At 42.2% G+C, this 23,758-nt stretch carries 26 protein-coding genes and 1 other RNA gene; 15 read left to right on the top strand and 12 right to left on the bottom strand.

Annotation, left to right across the window (positions count from 1 at the left end; translation table 11 throughout):
- Positions 1-8: 8 nt before the first annotated feature.
- Both QXW63_08455 and QXW63_08450 read left to right on the top strand, forming a co-directional pair.
- The gene (locus QXW63_08455; protein ID MEM3461922.1) at positions 9-1,070 is read left to right on the top strand and encodes a hypothetical protein; all 1,062 of its coding nucleotides are present in this window, start codon (positions 9-11) and stop codon (positions 1,068-1,070) included.
- A 111-nt stretch (positions 1,071-1,181) separates the two neighbouring features.
- The gene (locus tag QXW63_08450; GenBank protein ID MEM3461921.1) at positions 1,182-2,261 is read left to right on the top strand and encodes an mRNA surveillance protein pelota; all 1,080 of its coding nucleotides are present in this window, start codon (positions 1,182-1,184) and stop codon (positions 2,259-2,261) included.
- On the opposite strand, the gene QXW63_08445 is transcribed toward QXW63_08450, so the two are convergent.
- Positions 2,258-2,965, bottom strand: a complete 708-nt coding sequence (locus QXW63_08445) for a nucleotidyltransferase domain-containing protein (GenBank protein ID MEM3461920.1) — start codon at positions 2,963-2,965, stop codon at positions 2,258-2,260. The genes QXW63_08450 and QXW63_08445 overlap by 4 nt on opposite strands.
- A 120-nt stretch (positions 2,966-3,085) precedes the next feature.
- Here QXW63_08445 and QXW63_08440 point away from each other — a divergent pair, with 120 nt between their 5' ends.
- Genes QXW63_08440 through QXW63_08430 form a run of 3 tightly spaced genes read left to right on the top strand, consistent with a single transcriptional unit; the run spans position 3,086 to position 5,436 of the window.
- A complete protein-coding gene (locus QXW63_08440; protein ID MEM3461919.1) occupies positions 3,086-3,691 on the top strand; it encodes a DUF998 domain-containing protein in 606 nt (201 codons plus the stop codon).
- Positions 3,692-3,709: 18 nt separating this feature from the next.
- Positions 3,710-4,702, top strand: coding sequence for a TIGR00269 family protein (locus tag QXW63_08435; protein ID MEM3461918.1), 993 nt, complete (start codon positions 3,710-3,712; stop codon positions 4,700-4,702).
- Positions 4,699-5,436 (top strand): ZIP family metal transporter, encoded by a 738-nt coding sequence (locus QXW63_08430; protein ID MEM3461917.1) that lies wholly within the window; start codon positions 4,699-4,701, stop codon positions 5,434-5,436. Before QXW63_08435 ends, QXW63_08430 begins: the two co-directional genes overlap by 4 nt.
- Here the strand turns inward: QXW63_08430 and QXW63_08425 are convergent.
- Positions 5,423-5,617 carry a DUF1922 domain-containing protein gene (locus QXW63_08425; protein ID MEM3461916.1) on the bottom strand — a complete coding sequence of 65 codons (195 nt, stop codon included), beginning with the start codon at positions 5,615-5,617 and terminating at the stop codon, positions 5,423-5,425. The two genes, QXW63_08430 and QXW63_08425, sit on opposite strands and share 14 nt — an antisense overlap.
- 65 nt (positions 5,618-5,682) lie before the next feature.
- Here QXW63_08425 and QXW63_08420 point away from each other — a divergent pair, with 65 nt between their 5' ends.
- Complete coding sequence (locus QXW63_08420) at positions 5,683-6,042, top strand: restriction endonuclease (GenBank protein ID MEM3461915.1); 360 nt, start codon at positions 5,683-5,685, stop codon at positions 6,040-6,042.
- Positions 6,043-6,047: 5 nt separating this feature from the next.
- On the opposite strand, the gene QXW63_08415 is transcribed toward QXW63_08420, so the two are convergent.
- A complete protein-coding gene (locus QXW63_08415) occupies positions 6,048-6,635 on the bottom strand; it encodes an adenylate kinase family protein (protein ID MEM3461914.1) in 588 nt (195 codons plus the stop codon).
- Positions 6,636-6,734: 99 nt separating this feature from the next.
- Between QXW63_08415 and rnpB the strand changes: the two genes are divergently transcribed.
- An RNA gene (gene rnpB / locus QXW63_08410) (RNase P RNA component) lies at positions 6,735-7,039 on the top strand.
- Between the two features lie 51 nt (positions 7,040-7,090).
- Here rnpB and QXW63_08405 read toward each other — a convergent pair.
- A complete protein-coding gene (locus QXW63_08405; protein ID MEM3461913.1) occupies positions 7,091-8,317 on the bottom strand; it encodes a DUF438 domain-containing protein in 1,227 nt (408 codons plus the stop codon).
- Positions 8,317-9,504 (bottom strand): FprA family A-type flavoprotein, encoded by a 1,188-nt coding sequence (locus QXW63_08400; protein ID MEM3461912.1) that lies wholly within the window; start codon positions 9,502-9,504, stop codon positions 8,317-8,319. Before QXW63_08400 ends, QXW63_08405 begins: the two co-directional genes overlap by 1 nt.
- An 83-nt stretch (positions 9,505-9,587) precedes the next feature.
- On the opposite strand from QXW63_08400, the gene QXW63_08395 reads away from it, so the two are divergent.
- Both QXW63_08395 and QXW63_08390 read left to right on the top strand, forming a co-directional pair.
- Complete coding sequence (locus QXW63_08395) at positions 9,588-9,986, top strand: helix-turn-helix domain-containing protein (GenBank protein ID MEM3461911.1); 399 nt, start codon at positions 9,588-9,590, stop codon at positions 9,984-9,986.
- Positions 9,987-10,826, top strand: a complete 840-nt coding sequence (locus QXW63_08390) for an FTR1 family protein (protein MEM3461910.1) — start codon at positions 9,987-9,989, stop codon at positions 10,824-10,826.
- Between the two features lie 3 nt (positions 10,827-10,829).
- Here QXW63_08390 and QXW63_08385 read toward each other — a convergent pair whose 3' ends face one another.
- A complete protein-coding gene (locus QXW63_08385; GenBank protein MEM3461909.1) occupies positions 10,830-11,177 on the bottom strand; it encodes a DUF488 domain-containing protein in 348 nt (115 codons plus the stop codon).
- 68 nt (positions 11,178-11,245) lie between these two features.
- Here QXW63_08385 and QXW63_08380 point away from each other — a divergent pair, with 68 nt between their 5' ends.
- The 6 genes from QXW63_08380 to QXW63_08355 all read left to right on the top strand — a co-directional run bounded on the left by QXW63_08380 (position 11,246) and on the right by QXW63_08355 (position 17,697).
- Entirely contained in the window at positions 11,246-11,680 is a 435-nt protein-coding gene (locus QXW63_08380) for a cation diffusion facilitator family transporter (protein ID MEM3461908.1), read from the top strand.
- 86 nt (positions 11,681-11,766) lie between these two features.
- A complete protein-coding gene (locus QXW63_08375; protein MEM3461907.1) occupies positions 11,767-12,285 on the top strand; it encodes a DUF2096 family protein in 519 nt (172 codons plus the stop codon).
- 119 nt (positions 12,286-12,404) lie between these two features.
- The gene (smc, locus tag QXW63_08370) at positions 12,405-15,956 is read left to right on the top strand and encodes a chromosome segregation protein SMC (protein MEM3461906.1); all 3,552 of its coding nucleotides are present in this window, start codon (positions 12,405-12,407) and stop codon (positions 15,954-15,956) included.
- A complete protein-coding gene (locus tag QXW63_08365; protein ID MEM3461905.1) occupies positions 15,956-16,657 on the top strand; it encodes a hypothetical protein in 702 nt (233 codons plus the stop codon). The genes smc and QXW63_08365 overlap by 1 nt, the downstream gene beginning before the upstream one ends.
- On the top strand, positions 16,629-17,228 hold the full coding sequence (gene scpB / locus QXW63_08360) for an SMC-Scp complex subunit ScpB (GenBank protein MEM3461904.1): 600 nt from the start codon (positions 16,629-16,631) through the stop codon (positions 17,226-17,228). The genes QXW63_08365 and scpB overlap by 29 nt, the downstream gene beginning before the upstream one ends.
- 70 nt (positions 17,229-17,298) lie before the next feature.
- The gene (locus QXW63_08355) at positions 17,299-17,697 is read left to right on the top strand and encodes a 30S ribosomal protein S8e (protein ID MEM3461903.1); all 399 of its coding nucleotides are present in this window, start codon (positions 17,299-17,301) and stop codon (positions 17,695-17,697) included.
- A gap of 7 nt (positions 17,698-17,704) precedes the next feature.
- On the opposite strand, the gene QXW63_08350 is transcribed toward QXW63_08355, so the two are convergent.
- From QXW63_08350 to mvk, 6 genes are read right to left on the bottom strand one after another with little or no spacing between them, the layout of a single operon-like run.
- Complete coding sequence (locus QXW63_08350; protein MEM3461902.1) at positions 17,705-18,010, bottom strand: signal recognition particle subunit SRP19/SEC65 family protein; 306 nt, start codon at positions 18,008-18,010, stop codon at positions 17,705-17,707.
- A gap of 16 nt (positions 18,011-18,026) precedes the next feature.
- Positions 18,027-19,757 carry a glutamate--tRNA ligase gene (locus tag QXW63_08345; GenBank protein ID MEM3461901.1) on the bottom strand — a complete coding sequence of 577 codons (1,731 nt, stop codon included), beginning with the start codon at positions 19,755-19,757 and terminating at the stop codon, positions 18,027-18,029.
- A gap of 46 nt (positions 19,758-19,803) precedes the next feature.
- The gene (locus QXW63_08340; GenBank protein MEM3461900.1) at positions 19,804-20,874 is read right to left on the bottom strand and encodes a polyprenyl synthetase family protein; all 1,071 of its coding nucleotides are present in this window, start codon (positions 20,872-20,874) and stop codon (positions 19,804-19,806) included.
- 6 nt (positions 20,875-20,880) lie between these two features.
- Positions 20,881-21,984, bottom strand: coding sequence for a type 2 isopentenyl-diphosphate Delta-isomerase (gene fni / locus QXW63_08335; GenBank protein ID MEM3461899.1), 1,104 nt, complete (start codon positions 21,982-21,984; stop codon positions 20,881-20,883).
- 2 nt (positions 21,985-21,986) lie between these two features.
- Positions 21,987-22,787, bottom strand: coding sequence for an isopentenyl phosphate kinase (locus QXW63_08330; protein ID MEM3461898.1), 801 nt, complete (start codon positions 22,785-22,787; stop codon positions 21,987-21,989).
- Positions 22,774-23,757 carry a mevalonate kinase gene (gene mvk, locus QXW63_08325; protein MEM3461897.1) on the bottom strand — a complete coding sequence of 328 codons (984 nt, stop codon included), beginning with the start codon at positions 23,755-23,757 and terminating at the stop codon, positions 22,774-22,776. Before mvk ends, QXW63_08330 begins: the two co-directional genes overlap by 14 nt.
- Between the last annotated feature and the right edge of the window lies 1 nt (position 23,758).

Raw genomic sequence — 23,758 nt, 5'->3', positions numbered from 1 at the left:
AGGACTGCATGACTGAAGAAGTTAGCACTGTTTCATCTTTGGAGAAACAAGCCAGAACTGCTGGATACTATGCTGCACTTGTTTTCGGTGCCGGATATTTGTTAACCTTTATTGGGATAATCGTTGTAGTGATAGAATCTCTAGCGCGAATTCCACCTTCCATGTGGTCGCTTATAATGCCCTACATTCAACCTTGGCTCATAGCAGGACTAGTCTGCTACTTGATAGCGGTGATTTTTGGCGCTATATTGGGCGGAGCAGTAATAAGAAATGCTAAATCTGCAAGGGATTTTGGCATAAGCCTTGATGCAATTTCATCTTCAGTTTCAGCGTTCTCTTGCATAATTTTATTCGTTGGAATAGGTAGCATAATCCTAGTTAGCGGAGCGGCAAGTGCCTATGCTCCATACGGTTATTACCCCACATCTTCATTGACGTATCCGATAATCGTGGTTGTTGGAGCAATTTTGTTGTTGATAGGTTTTAGGGCTTACTGCGGCAAACAAACCGATTCAAAACTCGTCGGTGCAATTCTCATGTTGGTCTCCATCATTCTAATATACATTGTTGCATACGCGCCATTACGGGACTCTTACGCTGCTTATTCCAATATACTACACACAATAGGCACCGTTCCCTATGGAACTCCAATCTTGTTAGTTTCTTTGCCTCCTCTCCCTGGAATACTTTTGTCCGAGGCAACTCTTGAGACGGTAACGTTGATGATGGCGTCGATTTGCGCTCTTCTCTTTGCATTTTTAGCACGAGAAGGTGAAGCTAAACGTTCAATTGTAGGAGTTATCTTGTCTGTTGGAGGCATATTATTTTCTGTAGGTCTTTTGTACTTCAACTTTTCAACAGTTTCGCTGCTCAGCAAAATCCTACCTTATACTGGCTCTATAATGGCTACTCTCTGGGTAATGTTCTTCGGTTTCCTAATACTCGGCATATCAGGAATAATAATTCTAATAGCAGCGGCCTTAACCATTGCCGTTTCGGTCAAACAACTTTCCACACAACCACCGAAACCAGCTGTTCCGCCGCCTCCACCACCGCCCCCACCAACATAAAACACACTCCATTTCGCTGTCTGCAAAATCTTCAAATCATCATTCACACTTTTTAATAAGAAAACTCTGATTAGTACACGTAACCAAACAAGGCGAAGAGGCTAAGCGATTTTGAAAATCTTAGAAAAAAACCTGAAAAAAGGCTTTGTTAAGGTTATTCCTGAAACTTTTGATGATTTTTGGCATTTATACAACCTCATCTACAAAAATGATAGGGTTTATGCTTATACTTCACGAGAAATCAAGCCCGACGAGGGAGGATACGCGAGACCTAAACGTGGCGAACGAGTATCAGTATTCTTAGGCGTGAAGGTTGATTCTGTCTCATGGAACAAACTTTTGGGCAGACTTAGGATTCATGGAACCATATGCGAAGCGCCAGAGATAATTCCAAACGGCGCGCACCATACACTGAACATTGCATTAAACAAGCCGTTGACCATCGTGAAGAAGGAATGGGCAAGGCATCATCTTGAGAGGTTAGAGAGAGCAAGCCGAACCTCTGAAAAACCAATAATAATCGTTGCCATCGACGACGAAGGCTACGCAATAGCCGTTACCGCCCAGTACGGCGTAGAAGTGAAAGTAGAGCAAAGTGTGAAGCTTCCCGGAAAGCTTGAAGCGGAAAAACGAACCGCTGCAACAAAGGAATACTTTCAGAAAGCGTTAGACAGCCTACGCCAAATATGGACAGCCTTACACGGTCCAATTGCAATTATTGGTGTTGGTTTTGTGAAAGACGAGTTTGCAAAATTCTTGAGAAATGAAGCGGCCGATGTTGCTAAATCAGTTGTGGATGTGAAAAACGTCAACAATGGCGGTGTGGCAGGAATACATGAAGCTCTGCGTTCAGGCGTTTTGCTGAAAACTATGAAGCGGTTTCGAATTTTGGAAGAAGCGGAAGTTATGGAAGAAATTCTGAAAAGGCTTGGAAAAGGTGAAGGAAATGTTACCTATGGTCTTACAGAAGTTTGTAAAGCAGTGGAAATGAGCGCTGTTGAAAAACTCGTCTTGGCTGACACGATGCTGCGTGAATCTTCAGACGAAAATCGCTTGTTAATTGAAGATTTAATGAAAAGTGTTGAACAAAAAGGCGGAAGCATAATTGTCTTAAGCACAGAGCATGAGGCTGGTGAAAAACTTTTAGCATTGGGAGGAATAGCTGCTCTACTACGGTTTGCAATACACTAGACAGATTTCATTCGCCTACGAACTGCGGGATTCTGGTCCGCAAGTCTTTTCAAAGCCATCTCAAAAGTTTCGTCGCTTGAAAGTTCTTTTTCAATAAAAACTCCTGTTCTACCTACTTCATCTCTTCTCAGCAAAGCATGAACGCGGTCCAAAACAGTTTCAACAGATATGCCAAGCAGTTTGGCAATTTGTTCCTCTCGCCCAATAATGATAATTTCTCTGTGTCCTTCTTTGGTAGGTTCAATGAGCATCAAACGTTTATCCACACCGCAAACTCGCATGTTATCTTTCAAGTTTTCTAGTGATGCCTCACCGCCGAATTTGTAAAATTCTCTCTCTACTGTGCGCATTTTCATTAAAGGAAACGAGACGCTCGTGTTTTCGTCTATTTCGATGTAGGCTTTCATGGCGTATGTTGGCGTGGCTTGCACAACCACGCGCCTATTAACTGGTATACCCCTCTTTTCCAGCGCTGTTTCCACGGTGAAAGATGAAACTTGAGAGGGAATGAAAACGTCAACATCGCTTTTCTTGTTCACGTCTCCGCGTGCAATGCTTCCATGCACCACGGATTCCAAATGAAAACTTTCTAAAGCCTCCATTAACTGCGTGGCTTTTTGCCTAAACTCTTTGAGTAGACTCCAACGTTCAGCGTCATAAACTATTTCTCGGTACTCTACGTGTCTTTCAGGTTTAGTAGTCATTGTTTTGCCTCTTTTTAAACGACAAGTCTCTTTATTTATTTTAGTAATTTGCTGATAATTATTATAAGCGAAAAGGCAACAAAATATGAACAGCAAGCATATTTGCAGATTAGGAGTTGAATGCGAAAATTGAATCTTTCAAAGTTGCCATTGAGTTGTATCGCAGGTATACCAGTCATCCTTCTTTATTGCATATTCACGTTTTCCTCGTGGGCTCTCTTCCCGACGCCTTACAATCCAGTCGACAATTGGCTTAGCGATTTAGGAAATTCAACTTATAACCCATCAGGTGCAATCCTATACAATATTGGCTGTGTTCTCACGGGAATAGCACTTTTCCCATTTTTTGGCGGTTTATACAAGTGGTATACGGATGAAAAGTGGCGAAAAACCTTGTTAATAGGTACGCAGATAGCAGGGTTTCTTGCCGCTTTCTCTCTGATTATGATTGGCGTCTTCTCCGAGGATTACAGCAGTCTTCACAGTTTGTGGTCTTCCATTTTCTTCTTTCTTAACCTAATAGTTCTTGTTCTGCTAGGCGGGGCGTTGTTTACCCATCCCAAATACATGAAACCAATAGCTTTCTATGGCTTTATAGTAGCTGCAATTAACTTGCTTTTCGTGTTAGTTTATCGCAATCCAATATTTGAATGGTTCACAGTTTTCACAGCTTTAGGCTACGTTGGCTTACTCGTCTACAACATGTTTAAAGCAGAATTCAGTTAACTAATATGTGAAACAACCGTGACCGCCAATACAATTATCTGCACTGCCTGTAACCGCAAAGAAGCTTTTTTCTCAAGACCTTACTCTGGAGAGAAACTCTGCAAAAAATGCTTCACTGAATCAATCGAGACAAAAGTGAAAGCAACCATCGCCAAATACCAAATGCTCAATTTTAATGATAAAATAGCGGTGGCTGTTTCCGGCGGAAAAGACAGCGTGAGTCTTCTTCATATTTTGGCTAAATTGGAGCGGCAATATCCGAAGGCTTCGCTTGTTGCGGTTACGGTGGACGAAGGAATCAAAGGTTACCGTGACGAAGCTTTGAAAATAGCCGCTGAAAACTGCAGAAAACTTGGCATCAAACATCACGTAGTTTCTTTCCAAAAACTTTTCGGTTGCACACTTGACGAAATTGTTAAGCATTTAAAATTAAGAGGTAACAGCGGACCCACACCATGCGCCTTTTGCGGTGTAATGCGAAGAAGAGCATTAAACACGGTAGCTAGAAAACTCAAAGTCGACAAACTTGTAACCGCTCATACACTGGATGATGAAACACAAACAATTCTGTTAAACGTCTTTCATGGTGACGTTTTGCGTATAGCCCGAGAAAAACCAGTCACGGACGAAGCATACCCGAAACTTGTACAACGTGTAAAACCCTTCTGCGAAATTCCAGAAAAAGAAACAGCTCTATATGCGTATGTTAAAAAGGTAAAGTTTCAAAGTGTTCCATGTCCATACGCTTCTGAAGCGCTAAGAAACGACGTTCGAGTAATGCTAAATAGAATGGAAGAGAGGCATGCTGGAATAAAATTCACAATTTTTAAATCTATCGAAAAAATCCGACCGGCATTGGAAGCTATGGCAGAGAAAGAAGGATTAAGCGAATGCAGTGAATGTGGAGAGCCAACAACCGAAAAAGTGTGCAGAACCTGCCAGATGCTTAAGCAGATACGCAAAAAGACCGATATTCATATAAACAAGAGGAGTTTGAACAAAAAGCAATGAACGATTTAGCTGCTATTTTAGCTTCAGTAACCACTGTAAGCCTAATAGCATTTGCAGGAATAATTTTCATAGGTTCAAAAGAGGGTTTCTTAAAACGTATCCTAATGGCGCTGGTAGGTTTTTCCTCAGGCACTCTATTAGGCGGAGCATTCTTGCATTTACTGCCGGAAGCTTACGAAGCAAATGGAACAAGCACTTTTTACTATGTAATCCTCGGCATCGTCGTCTTCTTTGCCCTAGAAAAGTTCTTTTATTGGCGCCACTGTCACGAAGAAGAATGCCCAGTGCACATGTTTGTATACCTTAATCTTATTGGAGACGGGATTCACAATTTTATTGACGGAGCAGTAATAGCCGCCACGTTCATGTTTCGTTTCGACTTAGGCTTTGCCACAACACTGGCTGTAATTTTCCACGAAATTCCGCAAGAGATAGGCGATTTTGGTGTGCTTGTTTATGGGGGTCTAAGCAAAAAGAAGGCGCTGACGTACAACTTTATCTCCGCCATAACAGCAATTTTAGGCGCATTGATAACTTACTTTTTGATTTATCTTCATGACGTAACCGCTATGCTGGTTCCCTTTGCTGCAGGCGGCTTCATCTATGTCGCGGCCACAGACCTAATGCCTGAACTTCACAAAAAATTCCGTGCCTCTGAATCACTAGTTCAGTTAATAGTCATTCTATTGGGAATAGTGTTGATGGCTTACCTTAAAATTGCTATTGGCGCTTAGCACCTTTTATCTTGCGCAGAATTGCTGACGCCTCGTAGGCATTTTTCGCTGAAGCCACTTTCTTAGCTTTTTTCAACTCGACTTTAGAGCCACAGTATGGGCATGTCCTCGTTTTTTGCTCAGCCTTAGCCAGCAAAAATCCTCCACAACTACCGCAAACAACTATTAAGAACGACTCCATAATGGCACCATCCGAAAACCTTTTCCACACACAACTAAATAACGCTTAATACACGAGGAAAACAAATGAACAGCGAAGAGAAGACAAAAACGCCATCTGACCTAGCCAAGCTTGCAATGCGCTATTTCACAAAAGCAGGCTACAAAATACAAGAAACAACCGCTCTCGAAGGCTACAGTGGAATCTCAAGAAAATTCGACCTAATCGTCCAAAAAGGACGCACCGCCCAAGGAGTTTGGATAAGAGACTGGAACCGAACGATAGGCATAAATGTTGTAATAAACTTGGACAAGGCTTCCGAAGACGCAGGTTTGTCAAATCCAATTTTGATTGGAGAAAACTTCAGCGACCACGCAAAAGCTTACGCAAACAGAAGAAAAGTCACACTGCTAACAAGACAACAAATCGCTCTTAGTTTGAGATGAAAACATCAAATTTTCAGAAACTCACTCAGCAAGCCTTCACTTTCTAACTTTCCTATCCAATCCACAATGCCCACGCGGCATTTTTTGCGTTTTTCCAAAACTTCTATGATTTCCTCCGCAATCTCTTCTACGCTTTTACCAGACACATTTAACTCGCAAACCTTATCCTTTCCAAGCACGTTTAAAGCGTCAACCAAACAAACATCCAAAATTTCAGCCGCTAAATTCTCCCACAGTTTGCGGTTGGAAAAACCGCATTTCTCCATGAAAGCACGTAGTTCAACAGGGTCCCGCCTCAAAACAAAAGCATGAGTTATAAGCTCTTTAGGAGTAACGTTCACAGCGTAATGTCCATCAATGATGACGTTATCTTTATCGGAACTCTTAACGATTTCATCAATTTTCCGTCGCATCTTGCTTTCGTCAACAATTATGGAGTTTCGCTGTTCATCCTTTCCAGAAACAAGATTTTCACGTGTAGCTAACTCGGTCAAATTAATGTACAAGGCACCAAGCTTGGAAGTAAGCAAGCGCGCGACTGAAGTTTTTCCAACGCATGGAGTTCCCGTCACTAAAATAACACGCTTAAACATGCCCTAGCCACTCGCTAACGCAATTAAGGTATAGACTTAACAAAATTAAGGTTTCCAAAATTCTTATTGAGCAGTGTTTACCTTTCATATTTTGGGCTGGCGAGTTGGTGAGTGGCTTTCGAGCCTCGTAACAGAAGGCTTGAGGAAACTCCGCCCACACGTAGAATTGCAACATCCGCAAGGATGTAAGGCGAGAGCCTTGGCAACGGAGCAGAAACGAAACGTCCACCCCGCAAGTGCCGATGATGCATACTAAGTTGTTGAGAATGCTGGGCTGGAAGCGGTGAAACGGCCGTCCTGCAAGTGGAAAGGGCAAACAGACGCTGATGCGGAATCTACCCAAGGCGCGGGTAGCCCGATTAGTCAAATGCCACGGAACAGAAGGCGGGTTACAGCCAACACGCCAGCCTTTTTGAATGATGCACCAAAATTCTACATGTTTTTTTGAAGATTTTTCATTCCTTCCAGTCTAGAAGTCTTTTTTCTCCTTCAATTTTCTTTATGTCTGTTAAGTCCTGTGTTACTTCTATTGTTCCGAGGTATTTTCCGTTTTGATCTCTCACAGCGAAGTATCTTATGTGTATTAGGCGGTTATCCATTGTAATCCAGAATTCCGCCATGTCCTTTTTGCCTGTTTTGAAGGCTTCTAGGATTTTGTTTACTATGTGGACGCTTTTTTGTGGGTGGCAGAGCTGAACTTTGCGTCCAATGACGGCTTTTGTGCGGATAAATATTCTTTTTTCTGCTTTGTTGAAGTATTTCACGGTGTCGTTTGCGTCGACGAATGATATGTCTATTGGAAGCGCGTTTAAAATGGCTTCGGTTTCGTCTTTTGAGAGAGAGCCAGTTTCAAATTGTAGTACGCCCTCATGTGCTAATACTTCTTCTTTTTTTGTTTCTTCGAGTTTTGGTGCTGCTATAATGTGTGGCGGTGTGAAACAGCAGTATCCAATTTCATCAAACTCGCGCCTGATATCTGTCCATTCTTCGGTTGTAATAATTTTAATTGCGGTTGGAAATAGTATGTTGTTTTCTTTGAAAAAGTGGCTTGGGAGAATTTCGTTTAATGCAGCAGAAGCTTCTACGAGCTGTTTCTTAAAGTCTTGAAAATCTGTGTTGTCGTATTTTCCGACTAGGTTGCTGAGTTGTTTCTTTTTCTCTCTTATCTGGTTGTGCTCCATCCACATTATTGTTGGTGGCTCAGTGATTCCATGTTTTTCTATGACTGGGAAGAGCACGTTTTCTTCGCGTAAGTAATGTTTTTCTGAGTCTGTGAAGTCTCTTGCTATGTGTTGCAGTTGGTGGATTGCGTCTCCAACGTAATTTTTGTCGTTTATCTGCTTAATCTTGTTTGTAACAGAAGCGAGTTTTTCTGCGAGTTGCAACATAATTTTATGTTCTTCTAATAGAATTCCAATCGGACGTTCTGGAGGAATCTCTGGCTTCTGCTTTTCTAACTGTTCCCTAAAAACTGCAAGGTGAACATCGCATAGGCGTTGAATTTCCTCTCTTGGCATGCCTTCTTTAAGAAGTTCATTTTCAATTTTAGCAATTTCTTCTGAGCTTATGCTTCCTAAAAATTGTTTAAATCTCTCTTTTACTTGTTGAGGCGGAACACCCGCATGCAACTGCGTGATTATTTCTTTCAGCATTTTCTTCTTGTTCTCGGCTATTTCGCTCATCACGGCGTCTCCTTAATCTTTCCAGCAAGAGTTTTACCCAGTTCAACTATTTTACTGATATCATTCTCTGTTGGTGGACCGTTAACTTCTAACGCGCCGACAACTTCTATTTTTGATGGACCGAGAACTTCTTGAACTTGCTTTATTGCGCCTCCGCCCCACCCATAAGAGCTTAGAACGACGGCGAATTTGAGTGGCGGTTTTAAGGCTTTCACCAAATAAGTGGCGTAAACGGCTAATGGGTGTGCACCGCCTAAAACTGTGGGTGCGCCTAACACTATGGCTTTCGAGTCTACCAAATCTTTAGCGACATCTCCAATATCGCTTAATGTTAAATTATACAGTGCGATTTCGATGCCTTCGGACGCTAAAGTGTCCGCGATTGATTGAATCATTTTTTCTGTGCTGTTCCACATAGTTACGTAAACAATGATTGCTTTTTGTTTTGTTTCTCCGTTTGCCCACTTATAATAGGCATTTCGTATGCGTTCGGGATTTCTATGGATTGGTCCATGGCTTGGCGCAATCATCTTAATTTCTAAATCCTTTATTTTTTCTAACGCTCTTTTAGCCATAACGGCAAAAGGCATCATTATTTCACCCCAATATCTCTGAGCGTGAACAAGCAAGTCTTCCACTTCATCGTCATATTGTCCCTTTGCCAAGTGTGAACCGAAAAAGTCGCATGGAAACAGAATTTTATCCTCTTGCAGATACGTGAACATTGTTTCTGGCCAGTGAAGCATTGGTGCTTCTATAAAACGTAAGGTTTTGCCGCCTAAATCGATGGTTTCTTGGTCTTTAACCGTTATTATTCGTTCTTCTGGGACTTTGTAGAATGTTTGGGCCATTTTGGCGCCTTTGCTTGTTGTCACCAGTTTAGCTTTATGGTTAAGTCCCATAATATATGGTATTGTGCCTGCATGATCTGGTTCTGCATGGTTCATTACTACATAGTCAATTTCGCTTGGGTCTACAACCATGCGTATTTTTTCTTCTAGTTCTTTCTCAAAGCCTGGGTTTACCGTATCGATTAATGCCGTTTTGTTTTTGCCTATTACTAAGTAGGCGTTGTAGCTTGTTCCTTTTGGTAGTGGAATTAATGCGTCGAAAAGTCTGCGGTTCCAGTCTCTTGCGCCGACCCAGTAAACGTTTTCTGAAAGTTTGGTTATGTTTCTCCATTTCATGTTGTGTTCCCTCATTTTAATATTACAATTGTAATAAAGTATATTTATGCCTTTCTACACAATACTATCCGGAGACAACATAAATGTCGCTTCCCTGCGAAGTAGCAGTAAAATGCCTATTACCCCCAGTCCGCGCCATGATAGCCAAAACACTCACAACAAAGTATAACCTAACACAGACAGAAGCAGCTAAACGACTAGGAATAAGCCAACCCGCCATAAGCCTATACGAAAGAAAAATGCGCGGCAAAGCCATAAACCTAGAAAACGACCCAGAAATAACAAAACTAATAGAAAATCTGGCAGAAGCCTTAGCAAAAGGTGATTTATCCCGTAAAAGCTTCATTCAAGCATTCTGCGAAATCTGCAAAACAATACGTTTCAAAGGCTTGCTGTGTCAAATGCACAAGACCCTTGACCCCGCAATTGATATCGAAAAATGTGAATTATGCCTACTCACAGATGCGTTGAAGTGCATGTAAATGTTTGGACAATACCTAATAACTTTTAGAGAAACCCTTGAAGCGGCGCTAATAGCCGCAATAATATTGTCTTATCTAGCTAGAAGCGGTAGACATGGTTTGACGCGTTACGTGTGGTATGGAATATCCTCAGCCGTAGTCGCCAGCCTTAGTATAAGCGTGATTGTTTGGTTTACATATGGCATTCTTCCAGACACTTTTAGGCTACTATTTGAAGCATTGGCAGCATTTATCGCCGTTGCAGTTTTGTCCTTCATGATTTATTGGATGGCTGTTAAGGGCAGACACATTCGTGAAGAAACGGAGAAACATGTTGAACGTGCAGCATCACGAAGCGCCATAATCGGATTATCTTCCCTTGGATTTATCGTGGTTTTCAGAGAAGGTTTCGAAACCGTCCTTTTTCTTACACCGTTTCTATTAAACGATGCAATAGCGACGCTGACTGGAATGCTTTTAGGAATCTTAACCGCTGTTCTGTTGGCTTACGGCATTTTCGTAGCTGGCATGAAAATTAACCTGCAAAGATTCTTCTATTTAACAAGCGTAATGTTAATTCTGCTCGCGGGCGGCTTAGCCGGCTATGGCACGCATGAACTTTTGGAATATTATGAAGAAACTGGTTTCAAAGCTGGTTGGCTAAGCGAATCAGCGTATGCTTTGAACATTCCCGCGGACAGCCCACTTCATCATAAAGGCGTAATAGGCTCTATATTTGCAGTGTTGTTCGGTTATACGGTAAGCGCAGAATGGGCAAGAATAATCGTTCACATTTCCTATTTGGCGATAGCACTCCCTCTTGTGATGTGGGTTTACAGAAAAAACATAGTGAAGGCTTAAAGTTTACACACTTTTCAATACGCCACTCAATGCGACTGCGTTATTTTGTTCTTCGTTCTTTGTAGCATAAAGAAGTGTAACAGTTTCCTTTTCTTTCTCAAGCAGTTTAATCTTAAGGAGCAAATCCCTCTTGCCTTTTAACTCTTCAGCGTATTTTTCTTTAAATTCTTCCCATTTCGCAGGGTCATGACAAAACCTTTTTCGTAACTCGTCACTAGGCGCAATTTCTTTCAACCACAAGTCAACTTTGGCCTTTTCTTTTGATAATCCTCTCGGCCATAATCTATCTACAAGGATTCTGTAACCATCTTCCCTTGAGGGCGTATCATAAACTCTTTTTATCTTTATCATCCAAATCACACACTACACTTTGCTCTTAAGTATTAAATCTTTTAAGTAGACGCAACGAAAAGAACATTTTGAGGGTAAAAACAAAAGGAGCTTCGGTTAAAGCGCAGTTGATTGCGCTTCTTAAGGATGAGTTTTCTTACGTAGCCGCGTTGATTGCGGTAATTCTTGTAGGTCAAGGATACCACTTAGCTGACCCTGTAGCCTCTATTATCGTAGCCACGGTAATCGCATTAAGCGGCATATACCTCTTTAAAGACAACGTTCACTATTTGATAGGCAGAGCACCCGAGAGACAGTTTATGGAAAAAATAGAATCCACAGCCAAATCCGTGAAAGGCGTACTGGGCGTTCATGATTTGAAGGCTGAATACGTTGGACCTAACATTATTCACACCGGCTTTCACATAGAAGTTGCAAGGGGCACGCCAATAGAAGAAGCAGATCGCATTGCAGAAGAGGTAAAGAAAAAATCAGTCGTGAAACAGGATGTCAACACTGCGTAATTCACGTTGACCCAGCCAAAAATTAACCATTTTGTGATAACCCTTTATAGTTTCGATGCTAATTCAGAGAATGGTGAATTGACAGTATGGGATATTTGGCTGTGTGGAAAGTTCTGGAAGAAATGATTATGGAATTCCGAAAAAAAGGTATCTCAATTCCAGTGGATGTTATGGATAACCTAAAATCTGCTAGGACCATGATTAAAATTTTGAAGGCTGACCCATATCGTGGAGAGACTATGCAGAAAATCGAGGAATATCTTGGTAATGTTGAATCTTACCTTATCTCTGAAGGACAGAAAAAATTCGGAGTTGAATACGCGGATGAATGGCTTAAACGTTTAGACGAAGCCAGCGTGCGCATGCCCGACTTGGAGGAGGAAGAAACAAGATTCGTTCCTGGATTGCCGAGAGAACAAAGGTGGATTCGAGTTAAGCCTTCAGCCGAGTTGCCCATTGAAAAATTGAAGACGTTAGCTCAAGAATCAAACCTATCCTGTAAACTTCAAAACGATGGCTACTTGCTTGTGTATGGCGAAGACGAGCGCCTTAAAGAGTTTGTAAAGAAAATGGCTACAAAGTATGGAGTAAAAGCTGAAAAATAGCCTTTAAACCGTGCATAACCGTTAAAACATTGGAATGTAATCTTTTTATAGAAAAATCTTACAGAAGTCTCTATAATAAGAATGCTCTATCTTCCCGTGAGGGTGAGGGCGCAAACTAGATGCCCTACATTAAAAAAATCGAAGTTAAAGGTTTCAAATCGTTCGGTCCGCAAACCGTTAAAGTAACTCTAGATAGAGGCTTCACGGCAATCACGGGACCGAACGGAAGCGGAAAAACAAACATTGTTGACGCAGTTCTTTTCGCTTTGGGCGAGTTAAGCACCAGACGCCTCCGTGCAGAAAATGCGGCTAAACTAATTTTTCACGGTTCTGAAAAGGCTGGATTAGAAAAAGCGAAGATGGCTAAGGTAATAATTCAGTTTGACAACTCGGACGGGCGCATGCCAGTTGACACAACAACAGTCACTGTCTCACGGGAAGTTTACAGAAACGGACAAAGCGTTTACAGACTTAATGGAAGAAGAATCTCCCGTGCGCAGATTCTGGAAATTCTACTAATGGCTGGAATAAGCTCAACCAGCCAAAACATAATCTTGCAAGGCACAATAACTCGCTTAACAGACATTTCTCCGCCAGAGCGTAGGAAAATCATTGAGGATTTGGTTGGAATTGCCCAGTATGATGCTGAGAAGGCTGAGGCGGAGGAGAAACTACGCGCGGCTGACGTCTCAATTCGCACAGCTATGGGCAGAATAGACGAAGTGCAAAAGCGCGTAGACGACCTAGAAAGGGAACGCAACGAGTTATTACGGTTCAGTTTTATTCAGAATGAAATAAAAAAGTTTGAAGCTGTTAAACTTTCGCATGATATGGCGCAGATACAGGAAAAAACAAAAGAAACTTCTTCACAAGCAGACAAGCTCAGAAGCATGGTTGAAAAGTTAAGGCAGTTACGTGAAGAGCGTAGGTCAAAAAGAAGAGAAATTGAAGGAGAATGGCGTAAGCTAAGTTCAGAACTTGTCGAAGAAGGTGGCTCACAAGTTTTAAGGGTTCAGATAAAAATTGGCGAATTAAAATCGAAATTAACGGAGTTAACAACCAAGATAAGTTCTGGAAAAACAAGTTTGGAAGGTCTAAAACGGATAAGAGAGAACAATCTTAAACAATACCAAACCATCCGAGATGAAATCCGCGAAAACCGCTTGAAAATAAAACGGCTAAAAACTGAATATGAAGAAATTCTGAACCAGATAACCGCAAAGCAAGCAGAGCATGACACGTTAGCAAAGGAAACCGCCCAACTATGGGAAAATCTTGGAGAAAACAGCAAAAGAATCCATGAAATAGAACAGAAACTTGAAAGCAATTACAAAAGGTTAACCTACTTAAGGTCTGAACAGGTGAAAAGCCACACAGCCATCAAACTACGCGCAAGACGACTCAAAGACTTGAAAGAACGCAGAGAAAGATTCGCCGCGACACTCAGTGAACTTGAAAAATCATTAACTGAACTTGAAAAAGTGCAAAAAGAACAGAAAACTCAACTGAAAAATCTTGAACGCGCACTCGAACGACGAATAGCCCAAAAAGAAGCTGTGGAACGCGAAATTGCTGAAGCTGGAAAGATAGCTGACTCAGCACGCGAAGCAGTTATTGAGTTTGTAACGCAAAAAGAACTCGCGGAAACTGTGGCTTCGGAAGAAAAAGCTCTTAAAAGCATAGAAGAGCTTGGCGACCTTGGCGTAATTTCAGGCGTGTATGGCAGACTACGCAATCTAATTAAGATTGACAAAGCCTATAAACAGGCGATTGAAGCGGCAGCGGCTGGATGGCTTGATGCGATAGTTGTGAAGGATTTTGATGCTGCGTTTACGTGCACGGAAACTTTGAGGAGGATGAAGCTGGGGCGAATAAAGATAATTCCGCTTGAAGGTGCGTTGAAGCCTAAGGTTTCAAAAGTTCCAGAAAGGGAAGGCGTGAATGGTGCTGCCCCGTTTTTTGTGAAATGCGAGAAGCATTATGAGCCAGCAGTTAACTTTGTCTTAGGCGACACGCTCATAGCTTCAGATGACAAAACCGCCTTTGCCTTATCCAATGAAGGCTACCGTGTAGTAACAGTCAACGGAGACCTTTACGAAGTGGGCGGTGCCTTCGAAAGCGGTTATTACCGTGCGCCAATTGATTTTTCCACAATCATCCCAAGCGAATCTGCAATCAAAAGCCTTGAAGAAGCTGTGAGTGCTCTTCAGCAGCATCTTTCGAGGCGAGGCAGCGACATAACAACTTTCGAGGATGAAATTGATAGAACACGTGTTGAAATTACTCGCTTATCAGAGGCTATTACAACGCTTGACAGAGAGATAGCTAGGGTTAAAAGAAGCATGAGAAGAACAAAATCGAATGTTAAGCGAGTAGAACATATCATTGGACGGCTTGAGAAAGAGGTTGAAAATGAAAAGACACAGATGTGGCTGCACAAGGCTGAACAAAGCAGCATTCAGAAAGAGATGAGAAAGCTTCAGAAAGAATTGGCTTCCCTAAGACGGAAAACTGACCCGTCGCACATTCAAGAGATGGAAGTTAAAAGAGAGAAACTTGCAGAAGAAATAATCACTTTAAGGCAGAAACTAGGCACAATACAAACGGAAACTTCAACTTTGCAGTCACAATTTGATAACGTTTTAAGAGTTGGATACCAAAACGCAAAAATCCAGCTTGCAAAGGTTGAACAGCAGCTTAGGAGAGTTGAGAAAGAAGTAGAAGGTGCATTGCAAGAGCGGGAATCGCTTAAGCATGAGTTGACGGAGCTGGAAAAGAACCGTGTTGAACTTTCAAAGAGTGTTTTGTCAGCAAGGGAAGAAGCTAAGAATTTCACCGCTCAAATTGATGATATAGATAAAGAACTGCGTAAGCTTGATTCAGAGTATGAGCAAGCTGACCGCTTGTTGAATCAGCTTCAGCTAACCATTCAAACATCTCTGTTACAGCTTGAACAATACAGAAACCAGCTTAGACAGTTAGGTTATGAACAACCATTAACAGTGACGCCCTCGCAAGTCGCAGAAGCTGAAACATCAATAAGAATGATGCAGCTTGAACTCGAACGAATAGGCGCAGTAAACCAACTTGCCCTTTCGCATTACGCAGAACAAATCTCACGTTACAAAGAACTTTCCATGAGATTAAACGAGTTGGAAAGAGAAAAACAAGCCATAGTACAGTTTATGGATGAGATAGAACGCAAAAAACGCAAAGTATTCATAGATGCCTTCGAAAAAATCAATAGCAACCTTGGAAAGTACTTCGCAAAACTAACAGGAGGCGGAAACGCCACACTGAAACTCGAGAATCCAGATGAGCCCTTCTCCGGCGGCATCGACATGATTGTTCAGTTTCCCAACAAACCTTCCATAGTTGTAAGCGGAGCCAGTGGTGGCGAACGTTCGGTCGCAGCGGTCGCCTTTATATTCGCTTTGAAAGAGTTTACTCCAGCAGCCTTCTACATACTCGACGAAATAGACGCGCATCTTGATGCTTTCCACGTCTCAAAACTTGCAGACGTTTTATTGGAAGAATCCGAAAAAACCCAATTCATAGTCATCACTCTAAAGCCTGAAATGGTAAACAAAGCGCAGAAAGTTTACGGTGTTTACGGACGCAATGGAGTCTCAAATGTCATTTCAGCCAAATTCTTAGAGGTGCCAAGCTAATGGCTTCTGCAACACTCAAAAAGCCCTTTTACATGCGTCCCCCATGGAACATTCTATTCGAATTTCACAAACTTGAAAAGTTAACACCTTGGAACATCAACATTTCCTATTTACTTACCACATTTCTTGAAGAAATGGAAAGGGTTGGACAAGTGGATTTTAGAGCTTCAGGCGTAGCTCTCGACTCTTCAGCCCTTATATATTTGATGAAGTCAAAGCTTCTGCTAAAACTTGAGGAACCACCACCGCCGCCTAAACCTCCACAAGACTTTTTGCCCCCACCCTTGTTTTTGCCACTTAGACACGAGTTAACATCAACAACCATTAAGCATCTGCTTGAAGTTCTGGATGACGTCTTAAAAGGCGAAAAACTAATACACCTTGAAAAAGCTGCAGCAGAACCCATTCTGCCAACACCATCAGAAATTCTTCCACAACTGGATATTTACCTAATGGAAATCGAATTGCAAATGGAAAAACTTTACACTTCGCTTTCTGAAAGAGTCAAAGGTGCGGGCATAATAGAATTTTCAACCTTAATCAAAGGTATCGGACGGCTAGAAGCCATTCGCACATTCATACTTTTGCTGTTTTTGGCGCAGGAAGGAAAAATAAAATTGTGGCAAGATGAACAAACTGAAGAGATATACATAACTGTTGGAGATTTGAACATTGCAGAAAACCGAGAAGCAAGCAGTTAATTTAGATACGAGTCTTCAACAGCAAACTGCAGAAAAAATGCAGCGTGACTTGTCCTTGGTAGAAGCTGCCTTATACGTTGCAGGTCGCCCCTTAGACCTAAACGAATTGTGTTCGGTTTTAAAAACTCGTTCCAAAAACAAGGTTAGAAAACTAGTGAAAAATATAATGCAGGATTATGCAAACAGAAACACCGCTCTGGAAATTCTGGAGCTAAAAGACGAACGATACGTTCTACAACTAAAAGCAGAATTCACACCTCTTGTTAGAAGACTTGTTAACAGACCCTTGCTTTCCACTGGCCCATTAAAAACACTCTCTTACATAGCTTATAGGCAACCTGTCTCACAGAAACGAGTCGTCGATGTCCGCGGTCACCACGCCTACGGACACATTAAACTGTTGAAGGAGATGGGCTTAATTGCCAGCGAAAGAAGCGGGCGGTCATGGGTTCTAAAAACCACAGAATACTTTGCAGACTACTTCGGATTGAGCCACGACACTGCAACTATGAAAAAAGAGTTAAAACATGTTTTTGAAGATTTTTCAAAACAAGAAACTCCCCAAACCTGAAATGGATAGGTTTATATGCAAAATAAATGTTGATAGTGAACACTTAAACTGAAAGAATAGGGAAATAAGCATGTCAGTTTGGCATGGTGATCTGCACAAGAAAAAGCCATCGGGAGGCAGAAAAAGAGCCTACAGAGGAAAACGGAAGTTTGAACAAGGCTCATTTCCAGTAGAAACAATTGTAGGTGAGCCTAAACGCAAAATCTCCAGAGGAAGAGGCGGAAACTTAAAAGTTAAGATTTTAAGCGACAAGTATGCGTGTGTAACCGACCCTAAAAGTGGAAAAACAAAAAAAGTTGAAATTATACGAGTCGTTAAAAATCCCACAAACATCGATTACGACCGTAGAGGCGTCATAACTAAAAGTGCCGTCATAGAAACTTCGTTGGGTTTGGCGCGTGTCACTTCTCGTCCTGGACAAAACGGTGTAGTTAACGCCATATTAATCAGCGAAGAAGAAAAGAGCTAACACACGCCTATTTTGCCGTAGGAGTCGAGCTTCGAATTTTCAAAAGCTGTTTCGCAATTTTCACAATTACCTTCTGTTTTGCTTCCTTCTTCTTGATAAGCATCATGCCCGATTTTGGTAAAAATGGCGTTTTAGGATAACCAGCATCCAAAACAAGCTCGTATTCTAAGCCAATTTTTTCTGCAGCATCCTTTATCTCTAAGATTTTTGGAGACGGCACAGCTAAGTTTTGAGGAACCCGTCTTCCTTCCTTTCTTGTTTTTGTTGAATCGAAATAGGCTGGCCAGATTATTACTTTGTCTTGTTTTCGCATGTTTTTTCTCCTCTAGCTATTTGTGAGCGTAGTATGCTGTTAACTTCGTGTTAACTTTGTCGATTCTAACAAAGCCAAATCTTTCAAACTGTATTAGAGTGTTGGGCTTTAGCTGTTTGCAAATGCTCTCGGCGATTCCTTCGGCAACCGAAGCGTCTGGCATCACTACTTGGCAGGGCATGTCTTCTCCCACGAGTATCCAATGAATGAGCGGAGCCTTAACTTTTCTCGCTTCTTCGTAGGATTCGCTGACAAACAACGCATCAACAGAATATGCATCCCTCTTTTCAATCTCTATGTTAAAAAGCTCCATGAGGCGAATAAGGCTTCCAACGGTTGAGGCTTCCACATCTTTCTTGGAAACCCAGAAGCTTGCAGAATGCGCTTCGCCTTCCGGCTTTACTATATATTCTCTGCTTCCCTTTTCAGGCTTGTCAGGATGCAAGTGAAGCTTTGCTTTGAAAGTTTTTGGAATATGCTTCACGGTTAACTCTATTGGATTGTGCACAAAGAAGTAGCGGTTAACTGTTGGGTCTAAGATTTTGCGGTTATATGCATAGAGGTTTTCCCAGCTCAGAATTACATCAGAAGTTTTAGGTCCAACATCAATTATCATTTTCTTGATTGCGTCCGGCGTTATTCCACGTTTTCTTAGCGCTGCGAAAGTTGCAAGTCGCGGGTCATCCCAGCTCTTGTAAATGCCTTCTCGCATTCCCTGAACAATCTTTGACTTGCTTAGAGAGGCTCCAGTTATCTTTAACCTGCCATAATGTATTGTTTCTGGATATTTCCATCCCAAATGCTTGTAGAGATACTCCTGTCGAGCTTGGTTTGTTAAATGTTCCTTTCCGCGGATTATATGGGTTACGCCCATTAAGTGGTCGTCTACACCGCAAGCCAGATTGTACAGAGGCCAAACACGATATTTGCTTCCAACACGCGGATGCGGATACTTTTCAGTGTCTATAACGCGGGCTGCAGGCCAGTCTCTAACTGCTGGGTTTGGATGGTTCAAATCGGTTTTCACTCGAAGCACTGCCTCGCCTTCTTCATAATTGCCTCTGAGCATGCGTTGCCATCTTGTGAGGTGTTCTTCTGGCGGCAAATTGCGACATTCACAAGGCTTGTTGGCTAGGATTTTCTTTCGAAACGTTTCTGGCTGGCACGTGCAGACGTAAGCGTTGCCTTCTCTCAGCAATTTTTCCGCGTGCTCGTAGTAAATAGGTATCCTATCGCTTTGGATGTACTCTTCATCTGGTTTGCATTCAAGCCAAACTAAATCTTCTCTGATGCGCTCATAAAACTCCAAAACGGGACGCTTAAGTTTTGGGTCTGTGTCCTCAAAGCGCAGAATAAATTTGCCTTTATACATACGTGCGTATTCGTGGCAAAGTATAATCGCTCTTGCTGAACCCAAATGTATAACACAGTCTGGATTCGGCGAAAAACGCGTAACAACCATTGCATATTTGTCGACGTTTGGCAATGGTGGAAGACGCTTTTCCTCTTCTACCTTCTCTTTCACAAGAGCTTCCGGCCATTTCTCTTCGACGATACGCTTCTGCTCAGCAAAGGATAGGCTATTAACTTCTTGGATAACTTCATTGATGATGGTGGATAACTCTTTAATTTTGCCTTTCAGTTCTGGTTTTTCGCCTAGAATTTTTCCAATAACTGGTCCTGCTTGTGCCTTGCCATAATGCCTAATGGCATTTAGTAAAGCAGCCTTTCGAATTATCTCCCTCAATTCAGTGTTCTCTTTGAGTACCAAAGGTTTTAACGCTCTTTTAGAACTAGAGTTTCCTTTCAATTAAGAATTTTGCAAAGGCGTTCAGTTTTTCTTTTGCGTCGGAAGCTGGTAGAAGTTTTTCAACTTTTTTCCAGCTTTCCTTAACCATTTCTTTTGCGAGGTTTTTTGCGTAATTTATTGAGTCGTATTTTTCCATTATTGCTATGGCTTCTTCTATGAGTTTCTGGTTGGAAGTGTGCATGTTGAGGATTTCGATGAGTCTGTTTTTGTCTTTGGTGTTGGCGACTTTTAATGTGTGAATCACTATGAGCGACCTTTTTCCTTCTGTTATGTCTTGTCCGCGTCTGCCTTTCTTTTTTGCAAATTCTCCGCTTGTTAAGTCTAAAATGTCATCTTGTATCTGGAATGCTACGCCTATGCTTTCAGCAAAAAAGCCAAGTTTTTCAACAAGCTCCTCGTTTGCATCCGCCAATACAGCAGCCATTTTTGCAGCCATTCTAGCTAATGTTCCAGTCTTATAAGCGCACATTTGCAAGTAGTCTTTCTCGCCTAGTTCATCGGCGTTTGCTAAGCCTCTATGCCAAGCTATGTCCATTGCTTGACCGAGGCTGAGGCTTATCATTTCTTGCACGTAGATTTGGCAAACTTTGCAAAGTTTTTGAGGAGGCACTTTTGCTTTTTTCTCAATTAGTGGCAGAAGTGGCAGGTAATACATGGAGTTTCCAGCGTTTATGGCAATGTCTAATCCGTAGATTTTGTATGTGCATGGTTTTCCTCTTCGGAGTTCGGATGCGTCTTCTATGTCGTCTACCATTAATGTTCCGTTGTGAACTACTTCTGGAATTATGGCGAAATCAACGAAGTCTTCTGATTTTTTGCCTAAGGCTTCGCATATTAACAAGAACAAGGCTGGACGCCATCGTTTTCCGCCTCTGTCGAGAAACTCCCAGATGGGTTCGGCTACTGCCTTGTTTAAAGCGTCTAAATTGTATGCGTAGTTTGGCGGGTTGAGCCTAAAAACAGCTGAGTCCTTAGAAAATTTTCTTGGAATGTACTTTTCAATAGTTTTATCTATCAGCGCAGCTTTCTCTTCGAGGAATTTTTCAATATCCAAATTCTTTTAGCTCCTTCCTCTCCGCGCGTAACTTTCTATGTTGAATCCTCTCAGTTTTAACCATTCAGCCGTTTTACCCACTAAAATTAATGGTTTTTCTCGCAGAGAATGAATGGAGTCTGCGCCTACGAGAAACATGCAATTTCTCAATTCTTCCATCAGAAGCGAAAGTGCATCTTTTGTTTCCTTTAAGCCCTTAACTGCTGTTTCAAGAATTGGCTGTGAGAGGCTTGCAAGGCTTGCGCCCAAAGCCAATGCCTTCGCAACATCTAACCCTTCCCGTATTCCTCCAGAAGCAATAACTGGAATGTGGACGGATTGGGAAACTTCAACGATGCTTACGGCTGTTGGGATGCCCCAGTCCCAGAAAACATCGCCTAGCCTACGTTGGAAACTGTTTTTTCGTCCTTTCGCTCGGTAATATTCAACTGCCGCGAAGCTTGTGCCTCCAGCGCCGCTCACGTCTATACCCTTAACGCCTAATGCTTCAAGTCTTTTCGCTTCTTCTGCGGCTATGCCAGCGCCCGTTTCTTTAACAATGACCGGTTTGTCTAGTCCTTTTGCGATTTCGCCTATTTTTTCGATTACGCCTCTGAAGTTGGTTTGTCCTTCTGGCTGAACAGCCTCTTGTAATGGGTTTAAGTGTATTGCTAGAGCGTCTGCGTCAATCATTTCAATGGCTTTTTTGGCTTCTTTTAGGCTATATCCGTGAGCGAGTTGTACTCCGCCTATGTTTGCTATCAGAAAGGCTGTTGGAGCTTTTTTTCTTGTTATTTTGAAGGTTTGTTCAAGTTTTTTATCTTCTATGGCGGCCCGTTGGCTTCCGACGCCCATTCCTAAGCCTAACTCTTCGACGGCTTGGGCTAAGTTTGCGTTGATTTTTGTTGCTTCTGGGGTTCCGCCTGTTATGGCTCCTACGATGATTGGCGCAGCAAACTTGTGACCAAAAACGGTTGTTGACAAGTTTATTTTTTGTTTGTCAATTTCTGGTAGAGCCTTGTGGATAAAGAAGACGTCTTCGAAGCCTGTTGTGGCTCTTTTGGCTTGAACGTTCTCATTTAAGGCAATTTTGATGTGTTCTGCTTTGCGTTTTCTCGTTTCCTTAGTCAAATTTATTCCTTCTCTATTAAGGTGCCTTGCACCTTCTCTTTTTTTAGAGCTTTGTAAACATAATTTGGTTTTGTGGCATTTACAATTGTTATTGGTATTCCTTTTTCGACGGCGGATATGAGCTCAACTATTTTGCCGAACATGCCTCCTGTGACATCGCGACCTGTGGATTTGCCTAGTTTGTCTTGAAGTTTTTTGAGTTCATTCAATGTTAGACGTGTGAAAATTTTGGCGTTTTTGTCGATTTTAGGGTCGTTGTCGTATAAACCGTCAACGTCAACTCCGACTATGATTCGTTCTGCGTTAAAATCTACAGCGATATGCGAGATAAGCTGGTCGCCTGATAATATTGCGAAGCCCATTTCTGTGTCGAGAACTGCGTCGCCATACATGACGGGCAAGAAACCCATTTTCAATAAAGACGTTAGTGGTGCTTTTTCGAAACATTGAATTCTGCCCTTTTTGGTCATTATGCATGAGGATGGTGTAACGCTTACTGCCGGGATGCCACGCCAGATTAATGCATCCATCAGCAAGCCATTAAGCACCGTCATCATGTGATGCGTTTCTGCAAAACCAACTTTCTGGTTTTCTTCTTTGAATCCCATGTTTATGGAGTATTTTTGCGCTACTGGGTGCCCAAAGCTTCCGCCGCCGTGAACAATTATCAGATTTTTGACATTTGCGTTCTGTATTTCTTCTGCTAGACGCGCTATGTCTTGTGTTCGTGCTGCTAGTTCTCCATTTTTGTCGGTTATTACTGAACCGCCTATTTTCAAAATTGTCGGTTTAGGTTCGCTCAATCTTCACCCCTTCGTCGGTTTTTCTTGCCATGAAAGGTCTTCCGCCAACTCTCTGAATAGCCTCAAAAACGCGTTCAAGATTTTCATTTTTTGCTAGTGCTATCATGCATCCTCCGCCGCCTGCTCCGGTCAACTTTGCACCTAAAGCTCCAGCTTTTCGTGCCGCATTCACGAGCCATTCTAATGATTCGTCTGAAACTCCGACACCGTAAAGCAACGCGTGATTGATGTTCATCATTTCTCCAAGAGTTTCTAAGTCATTTTCTTTTAAGGCGTCTATGGCTCGCAAGACAATTTCACGCGCTGCCAACATTACTGGCTCTACGATTTGTGGATACTTCTCTTTTATGCTCCGCACTTTTTCCACTTGAGCGCGCGTAGACCTTTCAACTCCCGTGTCTCCAATAACAAGCGGGATATCCGCTTTAACTTCTAATGGTTTAAAACCGGTGTCCATTTGAAAAAGAAGTGTTCCGCCGAAAGTTGAAATTGCAGGGTCGATTCCGGATGGTGTGCCATGCACAATTTTCTCAGATTCAAAAGTAGTTCGGAAAACATCTTCCTTAGACATTTTAACATTCAAAAGTGCGCCTACCGCTGCTGTGACGGCTGCAACTACGGCTGCTGAAGAACCTAACCCTGCAGCAACCGGAACTGTCGAGTTGATTTTGATGTTTAGCCCAACATTTTCTCCATATTTTTCTAAAACTTTTGCCACAGCAAACCTAATCGGCTCAAACTTTGATTTTGCCTCTTTTGCGTCGCCTTGCTCAATCTTGAAGGTTCCATTCTCGAAGTAACCAGCTAGGTTTAAGTTTACAGAGTGCAGGCAAAGACGTTTGTCGTCGCGTTGTTCTGCTTCGGCGTAGGCTCTTTTATCGATGGCTAGTACTATTGCTGGTTCGCCGTAGACGACAAAGTGCTCTCCGAAGAGTATTATCTTCGCGGGAGCAGAGGCAACAACCCCCATT

Source organism: Candidatus Bathyarchaeia archaeon (assembly GCA_038873195.1).
Classification (GTDB): domain Archaea; phylum Thermoproteota; class Bathyarchaeia; order Bathyarchaeales; family Bathycorpusculaceae; genus DSLH01.
Note: the sequence above shows the minus strand (reverse complement) of the source record. Positions and strands in the feature narration are given on the sequence as shown.